This window comes from Rhodococcus globerulus NBRC 14531, assembly GCF_001894805.1.
GTDB classification, from domain to species: Bacteria; Actinomycetota; Actinomycetes; order Mycobacteriales; family Mycobacteriaceae; genus Rhodococcus_F; species Rhodococcus_F globerula.
On sequence record NZ_BCWX01000001.1, the window covers coordinates 1,387,741 to 1,408,675 of the forward strand.

18 protein-coding genes and 1 tRNA gene are annotated in these 20,935 nt (G+C 62.1%); 9 read left to right on the plus strand and 10 right to left on the minus strand.

The features are described 5' to 3' along the window. Positions 1 to 31: 31 nt before the first annotated feature. Both RG2_RS06160 and nudC read left to right on the plus strand, forming a co-directional pair. Positions 32 to 1,099 (plus strand): potassium channel family protein, encoded by a 1,068-nt coding sequence (locus RG2_RS06160; RefSeq protein ID WP_033231154.1) that lies wholly within the window; start codon positions 32 to 34, stop codon positions 1,097 to 1,099. 42 nt (positions 1,100 to 1,141) lie between these two features. Continuing rightward, a complete protein-coding gene (gene nudC / locus RG2_RS06165) occupies positions 1,142 to 2,038 on the plus strand; it encodes an NAD(+) diphosphatase (protein ID WP_033231153.1) in 897 nt (298 codons plus the stop codon). 4 nt (positions 2,039 to 2,042) lie between these two features. Here nudC and RG2_RS06170 read toward each other — a convergent pair whose 3' ends face one another. Beyond that, positions 2,043 to 2,300, minus strand: coding sequence for a mycoredoxin (locus tag RG2_RS06170; RefSeq protein WP_033231152.1), 258 nt, complete (start codon positions 2,298 to 2,300; stop codon positions 2,043 to 2,045). Between the two features lie 102 nt (positions 2,301 to 2,402). Here RG2_RS06170 and RG2_RS06175 point away from each other — a divergent pair, with 102 nt between their 5' ends. Together RG2_RS06175 and RG2_RS06180 are read left to right on the plus strand one after the other, a co-directional pair. Beyond that, on the plus strand, positions 2,403 to 4,526 hold the full coding sequence (locus RG2_RS06175; RefSeq protein ID WP_033231151.1) for an ATP-dependent DNA helicase UvrD2: 2,124 nt from the start codon (positions 2,403 to 2,405) through the stop codon (positions 4,524 to 4,526). Positions 4,527 to 4,899: 373 nt separating this feature from the next. Beyond that, entirely contained in the window at positions 4,900 to 5,190 is a 291-nt protein-coding gene (locus RG2_RS06180) for a WhiB family transcriptional regulator (protein WP_045070502.1), read from the plus strand. Positions 5,191 to 5,207: 17 nt separating this feature from the next. On the opposite strand, the gene RG2_RS06185 is transcribed toward RG2_RS06180, so the two are convergent. The 3 genes from RG2_RS06185 to RG2_RS06195 all read right to left on the minus strand — a co-directional run bounded on the left by RG2_RS06185 (position 5,208) and on the right by RG2_RS06195 (position 8,968). Continuing rightward, positions 5,208 to 6,527: an ABC1 kinase family protein gene (locus tag RG2_RS06185; protein ID WP_092801093.1), complete on the minus strand. Its 1,320-nt coding sequence runs from the start codon at positions 6,525 to 6,527 to the stop codon at positions 5,208 to 5,210. Between the two features lie 7 nt (positions 6,528 to 6,534). Next, entirely contained in the window at positions 6,535 to 7,428 is an 894-nt protein-coding gene (locus RG2_RS06190; RefSeq protein WP_033231149.1) for a hypothetical protein, read from the minus strand. A gap of 109 nt (positions 7,429 to 7,537) precedes the next feature. Next, the gene (locus RG2_RS06195; RefSeq protein ID WP_033231148.1) at positions 7,538 to 8,968 is read right to left on the minus strand and encodes a zinc-dependent metalloprotease; all 1,431 of its coding nucleotides are present in this window, start codon (positions 8,966 to 8,968) and stop codon (positions 7,538 to 7,540) included. A 91-nt stretch (positions 8,969 to 9,059) separates the two neighbouring features. Here RG2_RS06195 and RG2_RS06200 point away from each other — a divergent pair, with 91 nt between their 5' ends. Next, entirely contained in the window at positions 9,060 to 10,106 is a 1,047-nt protein-coding gene (locus RG2_RS06200; protein ID WP_033231491.1) for a YlbL family protein, read from the plus strand. Positions 10,107 to 10,113: 7 nt separating this feature from the next. Here the strand turns inward: RG2_RS06200 and RG2_RS06205 are convergent, their stop codons facing one another. Then, the gene (locus tag RG2_RS06205; protein ID WP_033231147.1) at positions 10,114 to 10,716 is read right to left on the minus strand and encodes a PPA1309 family protein; all 603 of its coding nucleotides are present in this window, start codon (positions 10,714 to 10,716) and stop codon (positions 10,114 to 10,116) included. 147 nt (positions 10,717 to 10,863) lie between these two features. On the opposite strand from RG2_RS06205, the gene RG2_RS06210 reads away from it, so the two are divergent. Continuing rightward, entirely contained in the window at positions 10,864 to 13,821 is a 2,958-nt protein-coding gene (locus RG2_RS06210; protein ID WP_033231490.1) for a UPF0182 family protein, read from the plus strand. Positions 13,822 to 13,900: 79 nt separating this feature from the next. On the opposite strand, the gene RG2_RS06215 is transcribed toward RG2_RS06210, so the two are convergent. Then, entirely contained in the window at positions 13,901 to 14,455 is a 555-nt protein-coding gene (locus RG2_RS06215; RefSeq protein WP_033231146.1) for a transglycosylase family protein, read from the minus strand. A gap of 444 nt (positions 14,456 to 14,899) precedes the next feature. Here RG2_RS06215 and RG2_RS06220 point away from each other — a divergent pair. Continuing rightward, positions 14,900 to 14,973, plus strand: a tRNA-Met gene (locus RG2_RS06220). Positions 14,974 to 15,049: 76 nt separating this feature from the next. On the opposite strand, the gene RG2_RS06225 is transcribed toward RG2_RS06220, so the two are convergent. Genes RG2_RS06225 through RG2_RS06240 form a run of 4 tightly spaced genes read right to left on the minus strand, consistent with a single transcriptional unit; the run spans position 15,050 to position 18,484 of the window. Further along, entirely contained in the window at positions 15,050 to 15,694 is a 645-nt protein-coding gene (locus RG2_RS06225) for a GntR family transcriptional regulator (RefSeq protein ID WP_033231489.1), read from the minus strand. 49 nt (positions 15,695 to 15,743) lie between these two features. Continuing rightward, on the minus strand, positions 15,744 to 16,805 hold the full coding sequence (locus RG2_RS06230; RefSeq protein WP_033231145.1) for an isopenicillin N synthase family dioxygenase: 1,062 nt from the start codon (positions 16,803 to 16,805) through the stop codon (positions 15,744 to 15,746). A gap of 36 nt (positions 16,806 to 16,841) precedes the next feature. Beyond that, positions 16,842 to 17,705: an ABC transporter permease gene (locus tag RG2_RS06235; RefSeq protein ID WP_033231144.1), complete on the minus strand. Its 864-nt coding sequence runs from the start codon at positions 17,703 to 17,705 to the stop codon at positions 16,842 to 16,844. After that, on the minus strand, positions 17,702 to 18,484 hold the full coding sequence (locus RG2_RS06240; RefSeq protein ID WP_033231143.1) for an ABC transporter ATP-binding protein: 783 nt from the start codon (positions 18,482 to 18,484) through the stop codon (positions 17,702 to 17,704). Before RG2_RS06240 ends, RG2_RS06235 begins: the two co-directional genes overlap by 4 nt. A 208-nt stretch (positions 18,485 to 18,692) precedes the next feature. Between RG2_RS06240 and RG2_RS06245 the strand changes: the two genes are divergently transcribed. Together RG2_RS06245 and RG2_RS06250 are read left to right on the plus strand one after the other, a co-directional pair. After that, positions 18,693 to 19,919 (plus strand): nitrate ABC transporter substrate-binding protein, encoded by a 1,227-nt coding sequence (locus tag RG2_RS06245; protein ID WP_230589965.1) that lies wholly within the window; start codon positions 18,693 to 18,695, stop codon positions 19,917 to 19,919. A 19-nt stretch (positions 19,920 to 19,938) separates the two neighbouring features. After that, the gene (locus tag RG2_RS06250; RefSeq protein ID WP_033231141.1) at positions 19,939 to 20,916 is read left to right on the plus strand and encodes an isopenicillin N synthase family dioxygenase; all 978 of its coding nucleotides are present in this window, start codon (positions 19,939 to 19,941) and stop codon (positions 20,914 to 20,916) included. The last annotated feature ends 19 nt before the right edge of the window (positions 20,917 to 20,935 follow it).

Sequence of the window (20,935 nt, forward strand, 5' to 3'; positions counted from 1 at the left end):
CTGCGTAGTTACTAGTGAGAGAGTTGCAAGTATGGCCGGAAAGCTCCGGGCGCGTTTTTCCAGGTCGGAATCATTGGCCGACCAGCCTGACTTTGCCCTTGTCGGGGTGCTGCGGATTCCGCAGCTGCAGACCAGTCCTGCCCGCGCTATCTACAAGCGCGTTCTGGTTGCGCTCGGCGCGCTCGCAGCCGCAGTGCTCATCGTGTACATCGATCGTGCGGGGTATCGGGACGCGCAGGACAACGAGCTCTCGCTTCTCGACTGCATCTACTACGCCACAGTGTCGCTCTCGACCACCGGCTACGGCGACATCACGCCGTTCACCCCGTCGGCTCGTCTGGTCAACGTTTTGTTGATCACGCCACTTCGTATCTTCTTCTTGATCGTGTTGGTCGGAACCACACTGTCAGCTCTGACCGAGAGTTCGCGTCAGGCGTTCAAAATTCAGCGTTGGAGGCAGCAAGTGCGTAATCACACCGTCGTCGTCGGATACGGCACCAAGGGGCGCACAGCAATTGAAGCCATGATCGGTGACGGTGTTTCCGCATCCGAGATCGTGGTCGTGGACACGGACCGGGCTGTGCTGGACGCCGCTGAGGCCAAGGGCCTGGTGACCGTATTCGGTTCGGCAACCAAGTCCGACGTTCTTCGTCTCGCCGGGGCGCAACGGGCAAATTCGATCATCGTCGCGACCAACCGCGACGACACAGCGGTGCTCGTGACGCTCACCGCCCGCGAGATTGCGCCGAAGGCAAGAATCGCCGCGGCTATCCGGGAGGCGGACAACGCGCATCTCCTGCGTCAGTCGGGTGCGGACTCCGTGGTCCTCTCGTCGGAAACCGCAGGCCGACTCCTCGGCATCGCCACCACCACGCCAACCGTCGTCGAGATGATCGAAGATCTCCTGACACCCGAGGCTGGATTCGCGATCGCCGAGCGTGCTGTCGAACGTGACGAGGTCGGCGGATCACCGCGTCACCTGTCCGACATCGTGCTGGGCGTTGTTCGCGACGGGCGACTGGTCCGGGTCGGTTCACCGGAGGTCGACGCTGTCGAGGCAGACGATCGCCTGCTGTACATCCGTCGCGTTGTCAGCTGATAGCTGGAACCCGGTATTTCGGCGCCCAGTAATGTCGTCAGCGTGAACGACTTCCAGCTGACCGAAACGCCTCTGCTTTCCCGCTCGAGTGTCGGCCGCGCCGAGGAATTACGGTCCGACGCAGCCGCACTGACCGCGGGGTGGAGTGACGCGTCGCTCTTGCGAGTCAACTCGCGCGGTCAGGTGAAGGTGTCAGGCGGGCAGTTGGTGTTCGGCGAGGCCACCGACCTGGGTGCGGAACCTGTCCGCGGCGCAGTGTTTCTCGGAATTCGTGACAACAAGCATGTATGGGCTGTGCGCGTGTCACTCCTTGCCGGAGAACTGTCGGATCTGCGGATGTTGGGCGGAACGCTCGACGACGCGGACGCAGGTCTTCTGACGGGCGCGATCGCCATTCTCAACTGGCACGACAGTGCCGGATTCAGCTCGATCGACGGGGCTCCGAGTGAGCCGACGATGTCCGGGTGGTCACGCATTTCGACGACCACCGGCCACGAAGAGTTCCCGCGCACCGACCCGGCAGTGATCTGCCTGGTGCACGACGGCGCAGATCGAGTACTGCTGGCTCGCCAGCCGACGTGGCCGCCGCGACGATTCTCGATCCTGGCAGGCTTCGTCGAAGCTGGGGAGTCACTCGAGACGTGTGTGGTGCGCGAGATCAAGGAAGAAGTGGGCGTCGACGTCCACAGCGTCCGGTATCTGGGTAGTCAGCCGTGGCCGTTCCCGCGTTCGGTGATGCTGGGATTCACGGCGATCGGCGACCCCGCCGATCCGCTGGTGTTCGCGGACGGCGAGATCGCCGAGGGAGCGTGGTTCACCAAGGAAGAGGTGCGATCTGCTCTCGAACTGGGGGACTGGGCGTCCGACGCCGACGCGCCGTTGCTCCTACCCGGTTCCATCTCGATTGCGCGAGGAATGCTCGAGAGCTGGGTCAAATAGAGCCCTACAGTCCGAGGGCCTGCTTCACCTGATTGAGCGACGGGTTGGTCGCGACACTTCCGTCAGCGTACTTCACCGTCGGGACGATGTGATTGCCGTCGTTGACGCTGCCGACAAATTCGGCTGCCGACGGATCGTTCTCGATGTCGATTTCGGTGTACTCGATGCCCGACGCGTTGAGCTGGGTCTTGAGGCGGCGGCAGTAGCCGCACCACGTGGTCGAGTAGATGGTGAGGGCAGGAGCTTTTTCGGAAGTAGTCACGGCGCATATAACACCACGAGTTCGGTTGTTGTTCCGTAACCGGCCGTGTTCGCTTGCCCACATACGCTCGGGCACGCGGCGGCGCTGTCGGTACGTCCTGCCATGATGGTGCTCATGCCTGCGGACACCGGACTGGACCCGGAACAATCAGCCGCCGTGCTCGCTCCACGCGGCCCGGTATGTGTACTCGCGGGTGCCGGAACAGGCAAGACACGCACGATTACCCGGCGAATCGCCCACCTGGTTGCCGACGGTCATGTGCAGGCCGGGCAGGTCCTGGCGGTCACGTTCACCGCGCGCGCAGCCGGTGAAATGCGCGGCCGACTGCGGGAATTGGGTGTTGGTGGCAGCGGCCCCCAGGTACAGGCGCGCACGTTCCACGCTGCTGCGCTGCGGCAACTCAAGTACTTCTGGCCGCAGGTGATCGGCGATACCGAATGGCGTCTGCTGGATCGTAAGTTCGCTGTTGTCAGCAGCGCCGCAGCCCGGGTTGGTTTGCCGACCAGCACCGAAAGCGTGCGCGACCTCGCGAGTGAGATCGAGTGGTCCAAGGCGTCGCTGATCGCGCCCGAGGATTACCCGCGCACCATTGCCAAGTTCCGCCGGGAGGCACCGGCCGATCCGGCAAAGGTGGCGCAGGTTTATGCGGCGTACGAGGAATTGAAGGCGCGCGGCCAGGACGGCATGCTGCTCGATTTCGACGATCTCCTCTTGCACACCGCTGCTGCCCTCGAGGAGCACTCGTCCGTGGCCGACGAGTTCCGTGAGCGCTACCGCTGTTTTGTCGTGGACGAATATCAGGACGTCACGCCGCTGCAGCAGCGGGTTCTCGACGCGTGGCTCGGCGACCGCGACGATCTCACGGTGGTCGGCGACGCCAACCAGACCATCTACTCGTTCACCGGAGCTACACCGAATTACCTGCTCGACTTCTCGCGGAAGTTTCCCGAGGCAACAGTGGTCCGGCTCGAACGTGACTATCGCTCCACACCCGAGGTCGTCTCGCTGGCCAACCGGGTCATCGGCGCTGCCACCGGGCGAATCGCCGGTACCCGATTGCAACTCATCGGACAACGCGCGCCGGGTCCCGAGCCCGAGTTCGCGGAGTTCAACGACGAACCGTCCGAGGCACTCGCGATAGCCCGGTCGGTGAAACGTCTGATCGCCGCAGGCACACCGGCGGCGGAGATCGCGATCCTGTACCGGATCAACGCGCAGTCCGAAGTGCACGAGCAGGCACTCACCAAGCTCGGCATCCCGTTCCAGGTGCGCGGCGGCGAGGGTTTCTTCACTCGTACCGAGGTTCGTCAGGCGGTGACGGCGCTGCGGCAGGCCGGCGGTCGTGACGACCTTCCTGAAGGGGCAGACAGCGGCTCAGGACTTCTCTCGCTGGTCCGGGCGGTACTGGCACCACTCGGACTGACCAACGAGGAACCAGCCGGTACGCAGGCGCGCGAGCGCTGGGCGTCACTGACCGCGCTCGTTGCGCTCACCGAGGAGCAGTTGGTGCACGATCCCGAACTGACGCTTCCCGGTCTCTTGCAGGAGTTGACGGCGCGGGCCGAAGCGCGGCACCCACCGACGGTCCAGGGCGTCACGTTGGCGTCGTTGCATGCCGCCAAGGGCCTCGAATGGGACGCCGTTTTCCTCGTGGGTCTCAACGACGGCACCCTCCCCATCCAGCACGTGCTCGGCGATTCCAACTCCGCCCCCGATGAGGCAGCGGTCGAAGAAGAGCGTCGACTGCTCTATGTCGGTGTCACCCGCGCCCGTGAGCATCTGCACTTGTCCTGGGCGTTGGCGCGCAACGAGGGCGGCCGGAAATCCCGACGCCGCTCACGGTTCCTGAACGGGTTGATCCCCGAGGACTCGCCGGCCTCACGAATTGCCGCGCCCGCGCAGTCTGGCAAGAAGCGTCAGCGTTGCCGTGTCTGCGGAAAACCGCTCATGGGAACGTCGGCCACGATGCTCGGTCGATGCGAGAATTGTCCGTCCAACATCGACGTCGAATTGCTCGAGAACCTGCGTGCGTGGCGTCTCGACAAGTCACGCGAGAAAAAGGTGCCTGCCTACGTCGTGTTCAGCGACAACACGCTGACTGCGATCGCCGAGCAACGACCACAGGACGCTCGGGGCCTGGTGGCCATCAATGGAATCGGACCGAAGAAACTCGAGGACTACGGCGAAGACGTCCTCATTATTTGCAAAACTGCAGGTCAAAAATAGGTTGTGCAGTTTCCGAGAATTCTCTAGTCTGGTTTCCAGTGCTACGGGGAGACTCGTGCGCTGAAAATTATCCGGACCGATCAGAAATGGAGGTGGCAAAAATGACGAACATGATTTCGTACCCCGTGCGTGAACAGTTCGCTGTTGCCGCCGCCCAGCTGCACCCAGCAGCAATCAGGTCCGTGTCTCTAAGCCATCGAGAAAATCCTCGATAGGACACATCCGTTCACTTACGGCCACGGACCCCGCATTACGCGGACCGTGGCCTTTGTGTTGGATCCCGTGCTTTCCGGTTTCCCGCTCGGTTGTGGTTCGCACCCATCGAACCCATTTTTTGCGACACGCCTGTCGCATCCAAGCTAGGAGAGACGAGTTGTCTACCCAGACATGTCGAGCCGTCACATTCATCGAGATCGCTTCCACCCGCCACGACCTGCCGTGCCGCGTATCCGATCCCGATCTGTGGTTCGCGGAGTCCCCGGCAGAACTCGAAAAAGCCAAGGCGCTCTGCGCGCAGTGCCCCATCCGCTCCCTCTGCCTGGGTGCAGCTCTCGACCGCGAAGAGCCGTGGGGAGTGTGGGGCGGAGAAATCCTCGACCACGGTGCCGTCATAGCAACCAAGAGGCCGAGGGGCAGACCACGTAAGCAACTCGTGTGCGCCTGAGGAGCCGGTTACACCTGTTACACCTGTGGCTCCGCAAATCCCGGCAGCCACCGGGTCAGGATCTCCATGTACGGGGCGTACGCGTCCAACTGGGCACAGATGCCCACCGAGCCGAGGAGGACTCGGAAGATCATCAGGTACTCGGGCGGCAAGTTGAGTGCCCGGGCCGTCCGGAACTGCGCGCTGTTGAAATCGGTCGCAGTTCCGGCGGCTCGTTGAAGCCAGGTTCGAGTGAAGTGAAACGACTCGGTCTGAATCGGATCGGTGAACGGACGTAGGTAGTCGGCGATTTCCTGTTCGGTGACGGTGCGGCCTGGAATGACAAAACCGTTGGCGCGCAACAGTTCCGTCAGTTCGTCGAATCGTTCGTCGACCGCCAGTCTGACCATTGTTCCCAAGACGGTGGGTAGCCCGCCCGGGAACGGGGCCGCCGCACCGAAATCGATGACACCCAACCGGCCGTCGTCGAGCAACATGAAATTCCCGGGGTGCGGATCGCAATGCAGCAGGCCGACGCGCGCCGGTGATGCGAAGTGGAACTCGGCGAGCAGCGCACCGGCTGCATTGCGCTGGTTCGGCGTTCCGCTCTCGATGATCCTGGTCAACGGCGTTGCCGTCATCCATTCGGTGACAACAACTTTCGGTGCGCTGGCAACAACGCGCGGGATGAGGAACTGGGGATCGCCCTCGAATTCCGCGGCGAATGCGCGCTGGTTGTCAGCTTCGATCCGGTAGTCGAGTTCTTCCTCGGTTCGCGCGGTGAACTCCTCGATGACCGGACGCACGTCGACGCCGGGCATCACCGATCCGAACAGTCCCGCAAACCGAGCGAGAGTTTTGAGGTCGGCACGCAGGGCTTCGTCGGCGCCGGGGTACTGCACCTTGACGGCCACGTCGCGTCCGTCGGACCACACGGCCCGATGGACCTGCCCGAGGCTGGCCGATGCGGTGGGGGTGTCGTCGAAGGATTGGAACCGATCACGCCACTTGGTTCCCAGTTGCTGATCCAACATCTTGTGGACCTGCTTGACGGGCAACGGCGGCGCGGCGGCCTGGAGCTTGTTCAGGGACTCGCGATACGGCTCCGCGAATTCCTCCGGAATGGCCGCTTCCATGACGCTGAGCGCCTGGCCCAGCTTCATGGCGCCGCCCTTGAGTTCACCCAAAACCGAGAACAACTGCTCCGCGGCCCTGGCGCTGAGCTGGGCGTCGATCTGGTCCTTGTCACCACCGGCGAGCTTGCGTCCGAAGCCCATTGCGGCCCGCCCGGCCATCCCAATCGGAATGCTTGCGAGTTTGGCAGTACGGGCAGAGCTTTTGCGCGGGATGTCGGACACCCCACCATCATGTCTGACGGATGCCACCGGCGCCCGTCACGGGTGCGAGGTAATGGCAACTGCACGACGTTTGTCGAGGCCAGCGACGTGTCGTGATGCGATATGGGACAAGATCGATCTCGAGGGTAGAGAACAAGCTGACCGGCGCCGTCGCTTCGGACGCACTGATCGCCGACTCGATCTCGGACAGAGCGAGCGCGGTGGTCGCATGAATCATCGCGGGATCGGCGTAACCGGCGCTACCGAGCAACTGCGCCGCCAGGTGCAGCCAGTCCGGATCATGGGCCGCCCGGGTGATGTCGGCGCATCGCAGACAACTCGAGTGCCCGGGCAGCACCAATGGCCCGACAACGCCGCAGCCGTCGCGCAGGTGAACGGCAAGGTGGGGTATGCCGTACCGGACGAGGTCGGCACATAGACGAGGATCGGTGACCACGTCATCGGTCAGGACAACAAGTGCATTCCGCCACCCGGCAACGACGTGGCTGCTTCGGTAGCCGTGTGAGCGATGGACGGAAGAGCTGCCGTGACGCAGAGCCTGGGCTATGGAGTCGGACAGCGGTCCTTGCCCGTGGACGCGAATCGATCCTGTGTCGGCGCGCTCGCCCCGACTTGCCCGGAGGTATCCGCCTGCGGTGAGTTCGGCGAGCAGTTCGGTCATCACTGCGGCGCTGATACCGCGCCCCGTCGCAGTCCACATGATGGTCGCGATACTCGTGTGTCCGTCCATCAAGCGGAGTAGGGCTTGCAGGTCCCTGCCGTCGATTCCGTCAGGGGGAGTCAGGACCACAGCTTTCCCCGGGCGCCATCCGAGTTGAAGCCGGCCGTCCGGGCGCAGAAGAACAACGATCCGTGGATCCCATTCGGGACCCACGGATCGTGTGGTGTTCGGTGTGCTCATTCACCGATAGTGACAGTGAGCTGAGCTCTCCGGATCGCGAAAATCGTAGTTATCCACAGGCTTTCGAAGCGCTGACCTTGCACTTCAGCGTGGATCGCAACTTTTCGGTTTACTTGTCGTCCTGGCCGTCGTCAGCCGGCTTGTCCGATTTCGGCTTGTCTGTTTTTGTCTTGTCCATGGCTTCTTCGGCGGCCCGTTCCTTGGCCAGCAGAGCCTCGAGCTGAGCCATCGGATCGTCGAAATTGCCGGACTCGCCACCACCGGTGACACGTTCGATGAACGAGGTCGGGGCATCGAGGTCGCTGGAATCAGGCAGCAGATCCGGGTGCGACCAGATACCGTCGCGGGCTTCCATTCCGGCTTCGGCAGTCAAGCGCTGCCACAGAGTTGCGGCTTCGCGGACCTTGCGCGGACGCAGTTCGAGTCCGACGAGTGTTGCGAACGTCTGCTCTGCCGGTCCGCCGGTGGCGCGTCGACGGCGAAGCGTCTCGCTCATCGCGGCAACACCGGGCAGGCGTTCACCGAGTCCGGCGGTGACTACCGTCTCCACCCAGCCCTCAACCAGAGCCAACAGCGTTTCGAGGCGCTCGAGAGCGGCCTTCTGCTCCGGAGTGGTCTGCGGTTCGAAGGTGCCCTGTTGCATCAGGGCTTCCAACTTGGCGGGATCGGCCAGAGCCGACGGGTCGAGATCCTTGGCGAACTCCTCCATCGCCGAGAAGTCCATGGTGATCCCGCGGGCATATTCCTCGACGGTGGAGAGCACTCGCTGGCGCAACCACGGCACATGGCTGTACAGGCGATGGTGAGCAGCCTCACGTGCGGCGAGGAACACCAGGATTTCCTGATTGGGCTGTTCCAGCCCGTCACTGAACGACTGAACGGCCGCGGGAAGAAGAGCGGCGGTCCCTGCCGGGCCAAGGGGGAGGCCGATATCAGTGGAGGACAACACTTCCTTGGACAACTGGCCGAGAGCTTGGCCGAGCTGTGAACCGAATGCGAGTCCGCCCATCTGCGTGAGCATTCCCATCATCGGGCCGGCCATCTGAGCGGCCTCGGGCGGCAGGCCCTGAGCCCACATCCCCGACACCTTCTCGGCGACCGGATCGCACAGGCGCTTCCAGGTGTCGATGGTGTTGTCGAGCCAGTCGTTAGCTGTCCACGCAACGGTCTTGGTGGCGCCGGCGGGCAGCGTCGTTGCAGCGTCCAGCCACAGTTCCGCAAGGTGGGCCGCGTCGGCGATGGCCTTGACGTTGCCCTCGGTGATCGGTGTGACAGAACCGATCTGCTGGCGCGCGAGTTTCTTCGCGACGTCGTAATTGACAGGACCCGATCCGCCGGAACCCATCGACGAACCCATGCCACTGAGCATCTGGCCGAATTGCGTCAGCATCTGCCCGAGTTGTGCGGGGTCGAAACCTTCACCGCCCGCACCGAATCCGAACGGCATGTCACCACCCCCGAACGGATTGCCACCGGCCGCGTTCTTGTCACGGTCGGGATCGTCGTCGGAGTTGGAGAAGCCGAACGGCATGTTGCTCATACCTCAACGGTACAAGGGTTGGAGGCCTCGAGTAATGCGCGCTGTCACGCTGATGGCGAACAGCGGAGGCAATGGCTCTACCCTGGACAAGGTGAATCGACGGATCGTGACTCTCCTGGCCGCCCTAGCTCCCATCGTCGTCTTGGGCATCGTCGGATCGCTCGTCACCGTTCCGTACGTCGCGCTCGGGCCGGGACCGACGTTCAACACGCTGGGCACAGTCGACACCACCGTCGACGGCAAGCAGGTCACGAAATCCGTGGTCGACATCGAGGGCACCGAACTCGATCCGACAACCGGCAACCTCAATATGACCACCGTCTCCGTTCGTGACGGCCTCAATCTCTTCGAGGCTTTTGGTCTCTGGGCCAGCGGCGAGCACGGATTGGTTCCCCGCGCCGAGGTGTATCCGCCGAGTAAGACGAAGGAAGAAATTCAGCAGGCCAACACAGCTGACTTCCAGCAGTCCGAGAACAGCGCGGAACTCGCGGCACTCAACTTCCTGGGCAAGCCAGTCGCGTTGACCGTCACGAAGGTCACTCCCGACGGTCCCGCCAGTGGTGCATTGGCCGAAGGTGACACGCTGGTGAAGATCGGTGATACCCCCGTCGACACCGTCGGTGCGGTGCAAGAAACCGTTGCGGCGATAGCGCCGGGCACGCAGGTGCCGGTCACCGTGATTCGCGGCGGTGCCGAAACGACAGTGCCCGTGACTGTCGGAGCCCGGCCGAACCAACCCGAACTCGGATACCTCGGCATCACGCCGGAAGAGGTTCCCGACGTTCCGTTCGACGTGACGTTCAACCTTGCCGACATCGGTGGACCGTCAGCCGGCCTGATGTTCACCCTCGCGCTGTTGGACAAGCTGACGCCAGGTGAACTCAACGGAGGTCAGTTCGTCGCGGGAACCGGAACCATCGATTCGGACGGCAGCGTGGGGCCCATCGGAGGAATCCGCTTCAAGCTCATCGCAGCCGCGGACGCCGGTGCTTCGACGTTCCTCGTCCCTGCGCAGAACTGCGACGAGGCAAAACAGAACGCGCCGGACGGGCTTCGACTGGTGAAGGTCGACAACCTGTCCGGCGCGGTTGACGCACTCGACAGCCTAAACTCGGGCGGCGAAGCACCCAGCTGCTAGTCCTCTGCTAGTCGTCTTCGACTTCGTCCAGCGTCGCGTACAACGCATGAACGATGTGAGGAGCCAAACCGTCGTACGTCAGAAGCGCCGGCTCGGCGTAGGGATCTGCGTCCTCGTCCGGGCGCATCTGCAACAGCGACAGGGACGGGCCGTCGCGGAGGACGCCGACAAACAGGCGTGCCGCTCGTCGGTCCGGGTGCGCGTCGGCCGTCAGTCGGGCAATTTCGTCAGCCGCGTGTTCGTCGGTCAAGACCGGCTCGACGGCATGGTCGAGATCCGATTCCGCGGCGGGCGGCAGAACCACGATTTCCTGCACGAGGATGCAACCCTCGACGGAGTCGGGCCAATTGGTCGTGGCCAGGAACTCGTCGAGTGCGCGTGATCCGCCGATGATGTCGTCGGGGAGTGGCTCCTGTTCGATCGGGGTGTATTCGGCCCCGTCCTCGAGTTGGTCGAGCAGGCCCGGTTCGGCTGCGGCAAGCAGCTCGGTGGGTACCAGGGCATACAACTTGGGTGGCTGATCCCAGCCTTCGGCGTCGATGTGGTCGACAACTTCATGAACGCACCGGGCTAGTGCCTTCGGTGACCTGTTCGGATTTTCTTCACTCACCCGTTCATCCTTGCACCTCGTGTTGTCACGCCGTGACTGTTGTTACGTAGAGTGGTCCGAAACGGCCAAGTCCACTCGGACATGGCTGCACTGATCGATGCACTCGGTTGCGGCGCCTCGGCGTCGCCGAATCTTGGAGCGTGGCACGTGGGCATGCGGCCCCCCGCAGGTTTACCCTCTCTGTCCAGACGCAGTCGAATCCTGTTGGGGGTAGCCGTAATTGTTGCGGTACTCCTGCTGATCGGTCCGCGACTGATCGGCATGTACACCGATTGGTTGTGGTTCGGCGAAGTCAATTTCCGAGGTGTTTTCACCAAGGTTCTCCTGACCCGCGCGCTGCTCTTCCTCGTCGTGGGTGTTGTGGTCGGTGCCATCGTGTGGTTGGCGATGATGCTCGCGTACCGCTCGCGTCCCGTTTTTGTTCCGGTGTCCGGTCCGAATGATCCGATCGCGCGCTACCGCACCACCGTCATGTCGCGTCTGCGTCTGTTCGGTGTGATCATCCCGATCGCAATCGGACTGCTGTCCGGGTTGATCGCGCAGGCCAACTGGGTCACGGTCCAGTTGTTCTTCAACGGTGGTTCGTTCGGGATCTCCGATCCGCAGTTCAACCTCGACGTCGGTTTCTACACGTTCGATCTGCCGTTCTACCGCTTCGTGCTGAACTGGCTGTTTGTCGCGGTTCTCCTGGCGTTCGTAGCGAACCTTCTCACGCACTACATCTTCGGCGGCATCAAACTCGCCGGTCGCGCGGGAACGTTCACCACGGCTGCTCGCATCCAATTGGCAGTCTTGGCAGGAACTTTCGTTCTGCTCAAGGCAGTTGCGTACTGGTTCGACCGGTACTCGCTGCTCTCGAGCGATCGTAAGGAGCCAACGTTCACAGGCCCCGGTTACACCGACATCAACGCGGTGCTGCCGGCCAAGCTGATCCTGCTGTCCATCGCAGTGATCTGTGCGCTGGCGTTTTTCGCGGCCATCTTCACGCGGGATCTCCGCATTCCGGCGATGGCTGTCGCTCTGCTCGTGCTGTCGTCGGTTCTGGTCGGTGCCGTGTGGCCGATGATCGTCGAACAGTTCTCGGTCAAGCCGAACGCCGCAGACAAGGAAAGCGCATACATCGAGCGGAACATCGCCGCCACCAGGCAGGCGTACGGCATCACGGACGACAAGGTGACCTATCAGCCGTATTCGGGTGACGGCACCGCAATTCCGCGCGACGTTCCGGCGGACGTCACGACCATTGCAAACGCACGCTTGCTGGATCCCAACATTCTTTCGCCCACGTTCACACAGCAGCAGCAGCGTCAGAACTTCTACGGATTCCCGCCGTCGCTCGACATCGACCGCTACGAGGTCGCGGGCGAAATGCAGGACTACATCGTTGCGGCGCGTGAACTCTCGCCCAACAACCTGCAGGGCAACCAGACGGACTGGATCAACAAGCACACCGTCTACACACACGGCGACGGCTTGGTGGCAGCGCCGGCCAACAGGATCACCGCTCCGGTCCTCGATCCGACCAAGGAAGCAGCCAACAACAACGCGGGTTACCCGATCTACACGGTAAGCGACATCGCGTCGTTGGCCGCAGGAACGCAGGTCATTCCGGTCGATCAGCCACGCGTTTACTACGGCGAGGTCATCGCTCAGGGCACCGCGGACTATGCGATCGTCGGTGGGGCGAGCGGCTCCGAACCGCGTGAGTACGACACCGAGCAGACCAAGTACACGTACACCGGATCCGGTGGTGTCGATATCGGAAACTGGTTCAATCGGTTGGCGTTTGCCGCCAAGTACACCGAGCGCAACATCCTGTTCTCCGGTGCGGTCGGCTCCGATTCCAAGATCATCTACAACCGTGACCCACGCGATCGCGTCGGCCAGGTTGCTCCGTGGCTGACAATGGACGGCGACGCCTACCCGGCTGCTGTCGACGGCAAGATCGTCTGGATCGTCGACGCGTACACAACGCTCGAGAACTACCCGTACGCGCAGCGCAGTTCGCTCGAGGGCCTGGTGGCCGACAGTGTCGACGCCACCACTGGCCGACTCCTCCCGAAGAAGGAGGTGTCGTACATCCGTAACTCGGTGAAGGCCACCGTCGACGCTTACGACGGCACGGTCACGCTGTACCAGGTCGATGACAACGATCCCGTCCTCAATGCGTGGAAGGGTGTGTTCCCGAACACCGTCCAGCCGCAGAGCGCGATTTCCGACGACCTGCGTGCGCACTTCCGGTACCCGGAGGATCTGTTCAAGGTCCAGCGCGAGATGTTGGCGAAGTACCACGTCGACAACCCGACCGAGTTCTTCACCAACAACGCGTTCTGGTCGGTACCCAACGAGCCGACGGTCGAAGGTTCCAACCAGAACGAGCCGCCGTTCTACGTGATGGTCGGTGATCAGGAGACCGGTGAGCCGGCGTTCCGCCTCATCAGCCCGATGGTCGGCTTCCGTCGTGAGTTCCTCTCGGCTCACATTTCGGTGGATTCGGATCCAAAGAACTACGGCAAGATCACCGTCCTGCAGTTGCCGACGGACAAACAGACGCAGGGTCCGTCGCAGTCTCAGAACTCGATGATCTCGGATCCGCGAGTGGGTTCGGAGAAATCGATCCTCGAGAGAACCAACACCATTCGATACGGCAACCAGTTGGCGTTGCCGATCGCAAAGGGCGGCATTCTCTACGTCGAGCCGATGTACACCGAACGCAGTAACGCCAGCACGTCGTTCCCGCAGCTCTCTCGCGTCCTGGCCAGTTACCAGGAACCGGGTGTGTCCGGGCGTGTTCGGGTTGGCTACGCGTCGACGCTGGCCGAGGCTCTCGGTCAGATCTTCGACAACGGCGGTGCTGCCGGTGTGGCAACGGCTCCGGGCGGAACGGCCGAGACCGCCCCGACTCCGGATACGAGCACGGAAACCAATCCGACGCCCGGCGCCCCGGCCCCGGCTCCGACCGACACCGCGGCGGTTGTCGCGGAACTCGATGCAGCGCTGGTAAATCTGCGAGCTACCCAGCAGAGCGGCGACTTCGCTGCATACGGTGCGGCGTTGGATCGTCTGCAGAAGGCAGTTGACGCCTACCAGGCGCTGCCGAAGTAAGGGTTGTCGTAGCAGAACGCGAAGGCCCACCATCGAAATCGGATGGTGGGCCTTCGCGTTTGTGCGTTGTACGCCGGTATCAGCGCAGTGCTGCGAGCACCTGCGGGTTGGTGTCGGCGAGCTGCTGGAACTGCGCGCCGAAACCGTACTGGTCGGCAAGCGCGCGAGCGGAGTCGTAGGCCTGCTGTGCTGCGGGCTTGACCTCGGCCGGGATCTGGATTGCGGTGATGGGTGCTTCGACGACGGCCGGTGCTTCTTCGACGACCGGTGCGGGCGCCGGAGCCTGCTCCTCGGATGCGACGGTCAGGTGCCTGCCGCAGCTGGGCCATGCGCCCGGGCCCTGGGACTGCAGGGTGTTCTCGGCAACGCGGATCTGCTCTTCCTTCGACGCGTTTGCGGGGGAGCCGGAGCCGCCGTTGGCGGTCCAGGTGCTCTGCGAGAACTGAAGTCCGCCGTAGTAGCCGTTTCCGGTGTTGATGTTCCAGTTTCCGCCGCTCTCGCACGCTGCGACGCCGTCCCAGTTGTGGGTGGCTGCGGATGCGGTGCCGGTGGAGATGGTGAGGGGTACTGCAACGAGGGCGCCGGCTACGGCCAATGTGCCTACTGCACGCTTGCTGATGCTGGTGTAAGACATGGGGTAAATCCTCTCCGCGCTCGCTGACAACGGCGGGCCTGCGGGTCGAGGTGATGCTTTCGTCCCGGGCGCTTCTCTCTCCGTGTCTCTGCCCCTCGAAGGTTTCGGGGGTTCCGATCCCGCGGGGCAGAGTCAGGCAGCGGCGGGTCGGCGTTCGCCCGGTTGATTCGGGCCGGGATCGACCGTACGGGAGTTGCTTTCAAGGTTCACTTCACGGTTTTGCGAGCTGACTGTTCGGTATCGGTTCGAAAAATCCGGACAATCGCCAGGTCAGATCCCGGCGATGCGGATTCGAGGTGTCTCCGTTACACGTCTGTTATGTGTTGATGGTCACGGTGAAATTGTGAAGCCGGTCACCGAAAATCGTGGTTCGGGGCTCGGATGTGACTCTGGCGCAGGCGATTTGCATTCTGTTCACCGGCTCGTGTAGTTTTATCCATGCATCGCGGGGTGGAGCAGCTCGGTAGCTCGCTGGGCTCATAACCCAGAGGTCGCAGGTTCAAATCCTGTCCCCGCTACTAAAGAAAGAACCGCCGCACTGGAATCCAGTGCGGCGGTTCTTTTTTGTCAGTGTGTGTTGGTGTGTGTCGGTGTTCAGCAGCGCGTCGTACGGACGAGTAGTCCGGCGACGTGAGCGCTCGCGGCGGCGCGGGCAGCAACAGCGTCACCGGTCTCGATGGCCGAGACGATCCGGGCATGCTCGGCCACGGCGAGCCGCCGGTTCAGATCCGAACCCCACATGTCCGTCCGAAACAGATGCGATTGACCATCCAGGCGGTGCAGAGCGTCACGGAGTGGGTCGTTGGCCGCTGTTTCCCGAATCAGATTGTGGAACTCGAGGTCCAACGCGGAATCGCGACGCCGATCCGGTGCGGTGTTCAACAATTCACGTTGTTCCTCGACCATCTTGTTCAGTTGGGAGACGACGTCGTGAGTGGCGCGGGTTGTAGCGCTGAAAGCCGCAAGGCCGTCCAGGACCTCCCGGACCTCGAACACCGCGCGCAGTGAGTCCGCATCGAGCGATTCGACCTTCGCACCGGCGTTGCGGGTGTGTACCGCGATGCCTTCGTAGATCAATTGCTGAACGGCCTCGCGAACCGGCGTTCTACTGACATTCAACTTGGATGCGAGTGCGGGGACACTGAGCGGCGTGCCTGGGGCGAGTTCGCCGGAGAAGATGAGCTCTCGCAGAGTCTCGTGTACCGACTCGGTCAGCGGTGCACGTTCGGTTGTGGTCATGATTTCTTCTTCGTCATGGATTTCGTGGTCCCCTTGCACAGTGCTGACATTACCCGGCCGCGCGTACTCGTTCGGCTTCTCGCAAGTCCCCACCCGGGGCAATCCCACCTTTCAATCCTGCGACCTTGGCCGCGATGTTCTCGGCAATCGTGATCGGCGGATACCCGACCTCGCCGGGCTGCAGTGTTCCCGGTAGCGCCTCGATGACGGCGTCGTAGTTTCCGTCGAAAAAGAATGCGGCAGAACGCCGTCTGATGATCCGACCGTCGACGATCGGCGGATCGACGCGGTGAATCGTGGACCGCCAGCGGTCGTTGGTCCAGCGAGCCATCGCGTCGCCGAGATTGATCAGCAGGGCGTTGTCCGCTGGTTGGGCGTCATGCCAGAGATTGTCGGCGCCCAGGATCTGAAGGCCGGGCACCTGATCTGCCCAGAGGATGGTCAGAATCCCGAAGTCGGTGTGAGCGCCCATACCGGTCATTTCCCCGGGCATCGCGATCTCGCTTTCGGGGAGCGCGTAATTGTTCATTTTCAACGCATTGATCGAGTGGTCGAGCATGGAGTCGAAATATCCTTGCTCCAATCCCAGCGCATCGGTGAACGCGCGCATCAGGATTGCAGCCAAAGTCTGTGCGTGGGAGAAGTATTGCTCGACAGCAGGCCTGAATCCAGGTGCCGCATCCGGCCAGGTGTTGGCGGCGTAACTGAATTCGGGGAGGTCGAGGTCCGGGTAGTCGGCGGCCTCGGTTCCGACGACGACGGCTTCGTAGAAATCGTTCATCATATTCGCGGACGCGACACCCAGGCTCATGCTCAACGACTCCGACTTCGGCGGAGAGTATCCACGGTTCTCGGACGACGAGCGGGCGTACGTCTTCTTCACGTCCAGGGGCAGGGCGAAGAACTCGTCCAGCGCGCCGGCCAGTCCGTCGATCGATTCGCGTGGAATTCCATGTCCCACAATCTGAATGAAGCCGACTTCGCGGCAAGCCCGGTCCAGGTCGGTAGCGACGGCAGCGCAGGCAGCGTCGTAGCGCTCGGCCGGCGAGTTCATGACGTATGGGCTCATGACGTAGGGGCTGATGTCGATGGTGGGAATCTCGAAGCTCATGTCAGTAGGTCCTTGTTTCGATGGGGAGTAGGTCGATCAGCGGCCGGACGTGTGCCACTTACCGACCAGAATGCGGGAGAGGTATCCGAAAGCGGAGAAGACCAGGACACCGAACAGTGAAGCAATGACGATCGCGCCGATCAGATCCTCGGACTGAAGTCGGCTGCGGTAGACGTCGAGAAGGGTGCCGATGCCGGGTTGTCCTTTTGCGAAGAACATGTCGCCGATAATGGCACCGACCACAACAAGTCCGGACGCGGTGCGGATGCCGGTGAGAATGGCAGGCATCGCCGCTCGCAGTTCGAGCTTTACCAGCCGATCCCAGCGCGATGCGCGTCCGAGGGTGAAGAGTTCATGCAGTCCCCGGTCCACGGACTGCAAACCGAAGTGGGTGTTGGTGATGATGGGGAACGCCGCGATCAGTACACACACCAAGGTGCGGGCAGTCATGCCGTAGCCGAACCACAGGCCGATCAACGGGACTATCGCGAGAATGGGAATGACCTGAAGCACAACGGCATACGGGTAGACGATCCGCTCGATCCACTTGGCCTGACTCATCAGTACACCCGTTCCGACGCCGATTGCAACGGCGACGACAAATCCCACCGCCGCGACCTGCGCGGTGACGGCCAGCGCTTCGAGCATCGGACCGAGGTGTTTCCAGTCGAGTAGCGACTGGGTGAGCACCCGACTTGGGGGCGGCAGCATGAACTGGCGTTCGGGTGAGAGGACCAGGTTGCTCACTATCGACCAGAGCGCGAGAGCGCCGGCCAACGAGAGAAGGGGAAACGCGATCATGCTCCCGATCCTCTTCAGGCGTTGCTTCCAGAGCTGCGTGGGTAGGGAAGTTGCTGTGGTGCTTACTACTTCGCGGCGAAGTGTCAGTGCTTCGGTCATCGGAGGCTCCCGTGCAGACTGGCCGAAATTTCGGCGACGTATTCGGTGAAACGGGCGTCGTACCGCAGTTCCGGGCTGCGTGGGTAACCGAAGCCGATGTCGACGACAGAATGGATGCGACCAGGTCGCGCGGTCATGATGACAACCTTGTTGGCGAGATACACCGCCTCGGACACCGAATGCGTGATGAACATAGCGGTGAATCCCTTGTCCGCGTATAGCCGTTGAAGTTCGACCTGCATGTCGAGGCGCGTCATTTCGTCGAGAGCACCGAACGGCTCGTCCAGGAGCATGACCTCCGGAGCCAAGGTCAGAGCCCGCGCGAGAGACACTCGCATCTTCATGCCGCCGGACAGTGCATTGGGCAATTGCCCCGAGAAGTCTCGTAGACCGACAGCGTTGATGGCTTCGCCGGCGCGTTCACGACGGAGGGCTTTGGACACGCCGCCCAACTCGGCTGACAACTCGACATTGGATTGTACTGTTCGCCAAGGTAACAGCGTCGGCTCCTGGAAGATGAAGCCTACCGATTCGGTGTCGAGGGCAACGGATCCGCTGGTAGGACGCTCGAGGCCGGCTGCCATGCGCAATAGTGTCGACTTGCCGCAGCCGGACGGGCCGACCACGGCCACGAAGTCGCCACGGCGCACATCGAGATTGATGCCGTCCAGTGCCACCGTGCCGGTGTCGAATTTCTTCACTACATCGGTGAAGGCCATCTGCATGGACGTGGTCAGTCTGCGTGCGTCGGTGTCCTGCATCGTGTTTGCGAGTTTCATCCGTGCCTCCGGATCGTGTGATGCATGCAAAATATCTGCGTTCTGATGGGATTGAGTGTGGATTGCATGTATGTCGGGCGGATTTCTCAGTGTTAATTGATTGTGACATTGCAGGTGAATCGGTTATCTCGAATGATTAACCTGCGAGAAACAAAGCGGCATCTGCATGTAATCGAAGTGCTACAGACTCTGCTCATCCCCAATCTGCATGCCAGTCAGAGTCACTGCAGTCAGAGTCCCTTCATTTCGAGGAGAACCCGTGAATTCCAAACGCACAACCGTGGGAACCGCCAGTATTGCCCTCGCATTGCTCGCTGCATTCGGGTTGAGTGCATGCAGTTCGAGTGACGCCGACACGGCGGTTGCGTCGGAAGCGCTCGAGCCCGCTGCGGATGCGCAGACACTAGCCGGCGTGTGTCCGGAAAACGTTGTAGTGCAGCTGCAATGGCAGCCGCAGTCGGATATGGGTGCGCTGTTCGAGATGCTCGGGCCGGGATACACCGTCGACACAGACGACAAGTCGGTCAGTGGCACTCTGGTCGCGGGCGGCAAGGATACCGGCGTCGATCTCACGCTTCGGGCAGGTGGCCCGGCGATCGGGTTCCAGTCCGTCAGTTCTCAGATGTACGTGGATGATTCGATCACGCTGGGTCTGATCCATGGTGACCAGGTGATCGCCGCGTCGGCGAGTCAGCCCGTCATGGCGGTGACTCCACTACTCAAGTACAGTCCGGCAATCGTGATGTGGGACCCTGCGTCGCACCCTGATTGGAAGAGTGTTGCCGACATCGGCAAGACCGATGCAAGCGTCGTGGTGTCCAAGGAACAGTTGTTCCCGCAGTGGCTGGTTGCGAAGGGGTTGTTGAAGCAGTCTCAGCTCGACACGAGTTACGACGGCGCACCGTCGCGCTTCGTCGGCGACCCGACCATTGCGCAGCAGGGATTCGCGAATTCCGAACCGTACACGTACGAGAACGAGACGCCGGCCTGGGACAAGCCGGTTTCCTTTGACCTGCTGAAGGATTCAGGCTTCGACATCTATGCGTCCAATGTGTCGGTCCGCGCTGACAAAGTAGAATCGCTCTCGTCCTGCCTGACCAAATTGGTTCCGATCATCCAGCAAGCGAGTGCCGACTACATCACCGATCCGGCTGCGGCCAACAGCGCGATCGTCGACGTTGTCTCCCAGGATATTTCGTTCAGTCCCTACACCGAGGGCGAGGCTGCCTTCAGTGCTCAGATGTTGAAAGACGAAGGGCTGATTGCAAACGAGGCTGACGGTTCGGTAGGAACCTATGACATGGCCAGAGTCACCCGAAACGTCGCTGACCTGACGCCCGATCTGGTGGCCGGCGGTGCAGCGATTCCGGATTCACTGACCGCAGAACAGATCTACACCAACAAGTTCACCAACCCGTCCATCGGAATCCGCTGATCAGGAGACTGGAAAAATCATGACGTACGAGATGACCGAACTCAACCGTGAGAGCCGTATGGGCGGCCTCGGTACCGAAACAACCGATCGCGAAGTGCGACGGATCGATCTGTCCGACTTCGAGAACCGCCGCAGCGAGATAGCGGACGAGTTATGGTCGGCTGCAACCGATATCGGATTCTTTCAGGTTGTCAACCACGGAATCGACATCGGTGAGGTTCGCAAGGCGTTCGCTGCCACGGAGAACTTCTTTGCGCTACCAGATGAGGTCAAGGCCCGGTATCCACTCAAGAAGGGATTCAATTCCGGCTGGGAGAGCATGTCGCAAGTGCGGCCGTCGATCGGGACGCCCGATCAGAAGGAGTCCTACCAGGTAACCCGCCCCCACATGGGTGACCTGTGGCCCACCGACGACGAACTCGAGGGCTTCCGCGAAACGATTCTCGATTTCGAGGCACGGTGCTGGGGCGTCGCGATGGCCCTGCTCTCGTGTTTCGCAGACAAACTCGGATTCGAGCGGGACTTCTTTGCGAAAGCCCACGATCCGTCGGTGACCAGTTACCAGAGCACCCTCCGGTTGCTGCACTACTTCCCGCTCGCTCCCGATGCCGATGTCGCAGGAATGTGGCGCGCGGGCGCGCACACCGATTTCGACTGCCTGACCTTGCTCTTTCAGCGCGACGGTCAGGGCGGGCTGCAGTTGTGCCCTGGTAAGGAGATGGAGGCCCAGGAATGGACGTCGGTGGAACCCGCCGAGGAAGCGATCACCTGCAACATCGGTGACATGCTGATGCGATGGAGCGACGATGTGCTGCCGTCGAACTTTCATCGCGTCAAGAGCCCAGGCCTGAACGACTACCGGGGCCCTCGATACAGCCTGGCTTTCTTCGCGCAGGCAAACCGCGACATCATGATCGAAGGTCCGGCCGGGAAGTATCCGCCGATCACCGCCGAGGATTATCTCTACCAGCGCGTGAATGCCAATTTCGCCCGCTGAGCCGACCGAAGATGCCGAC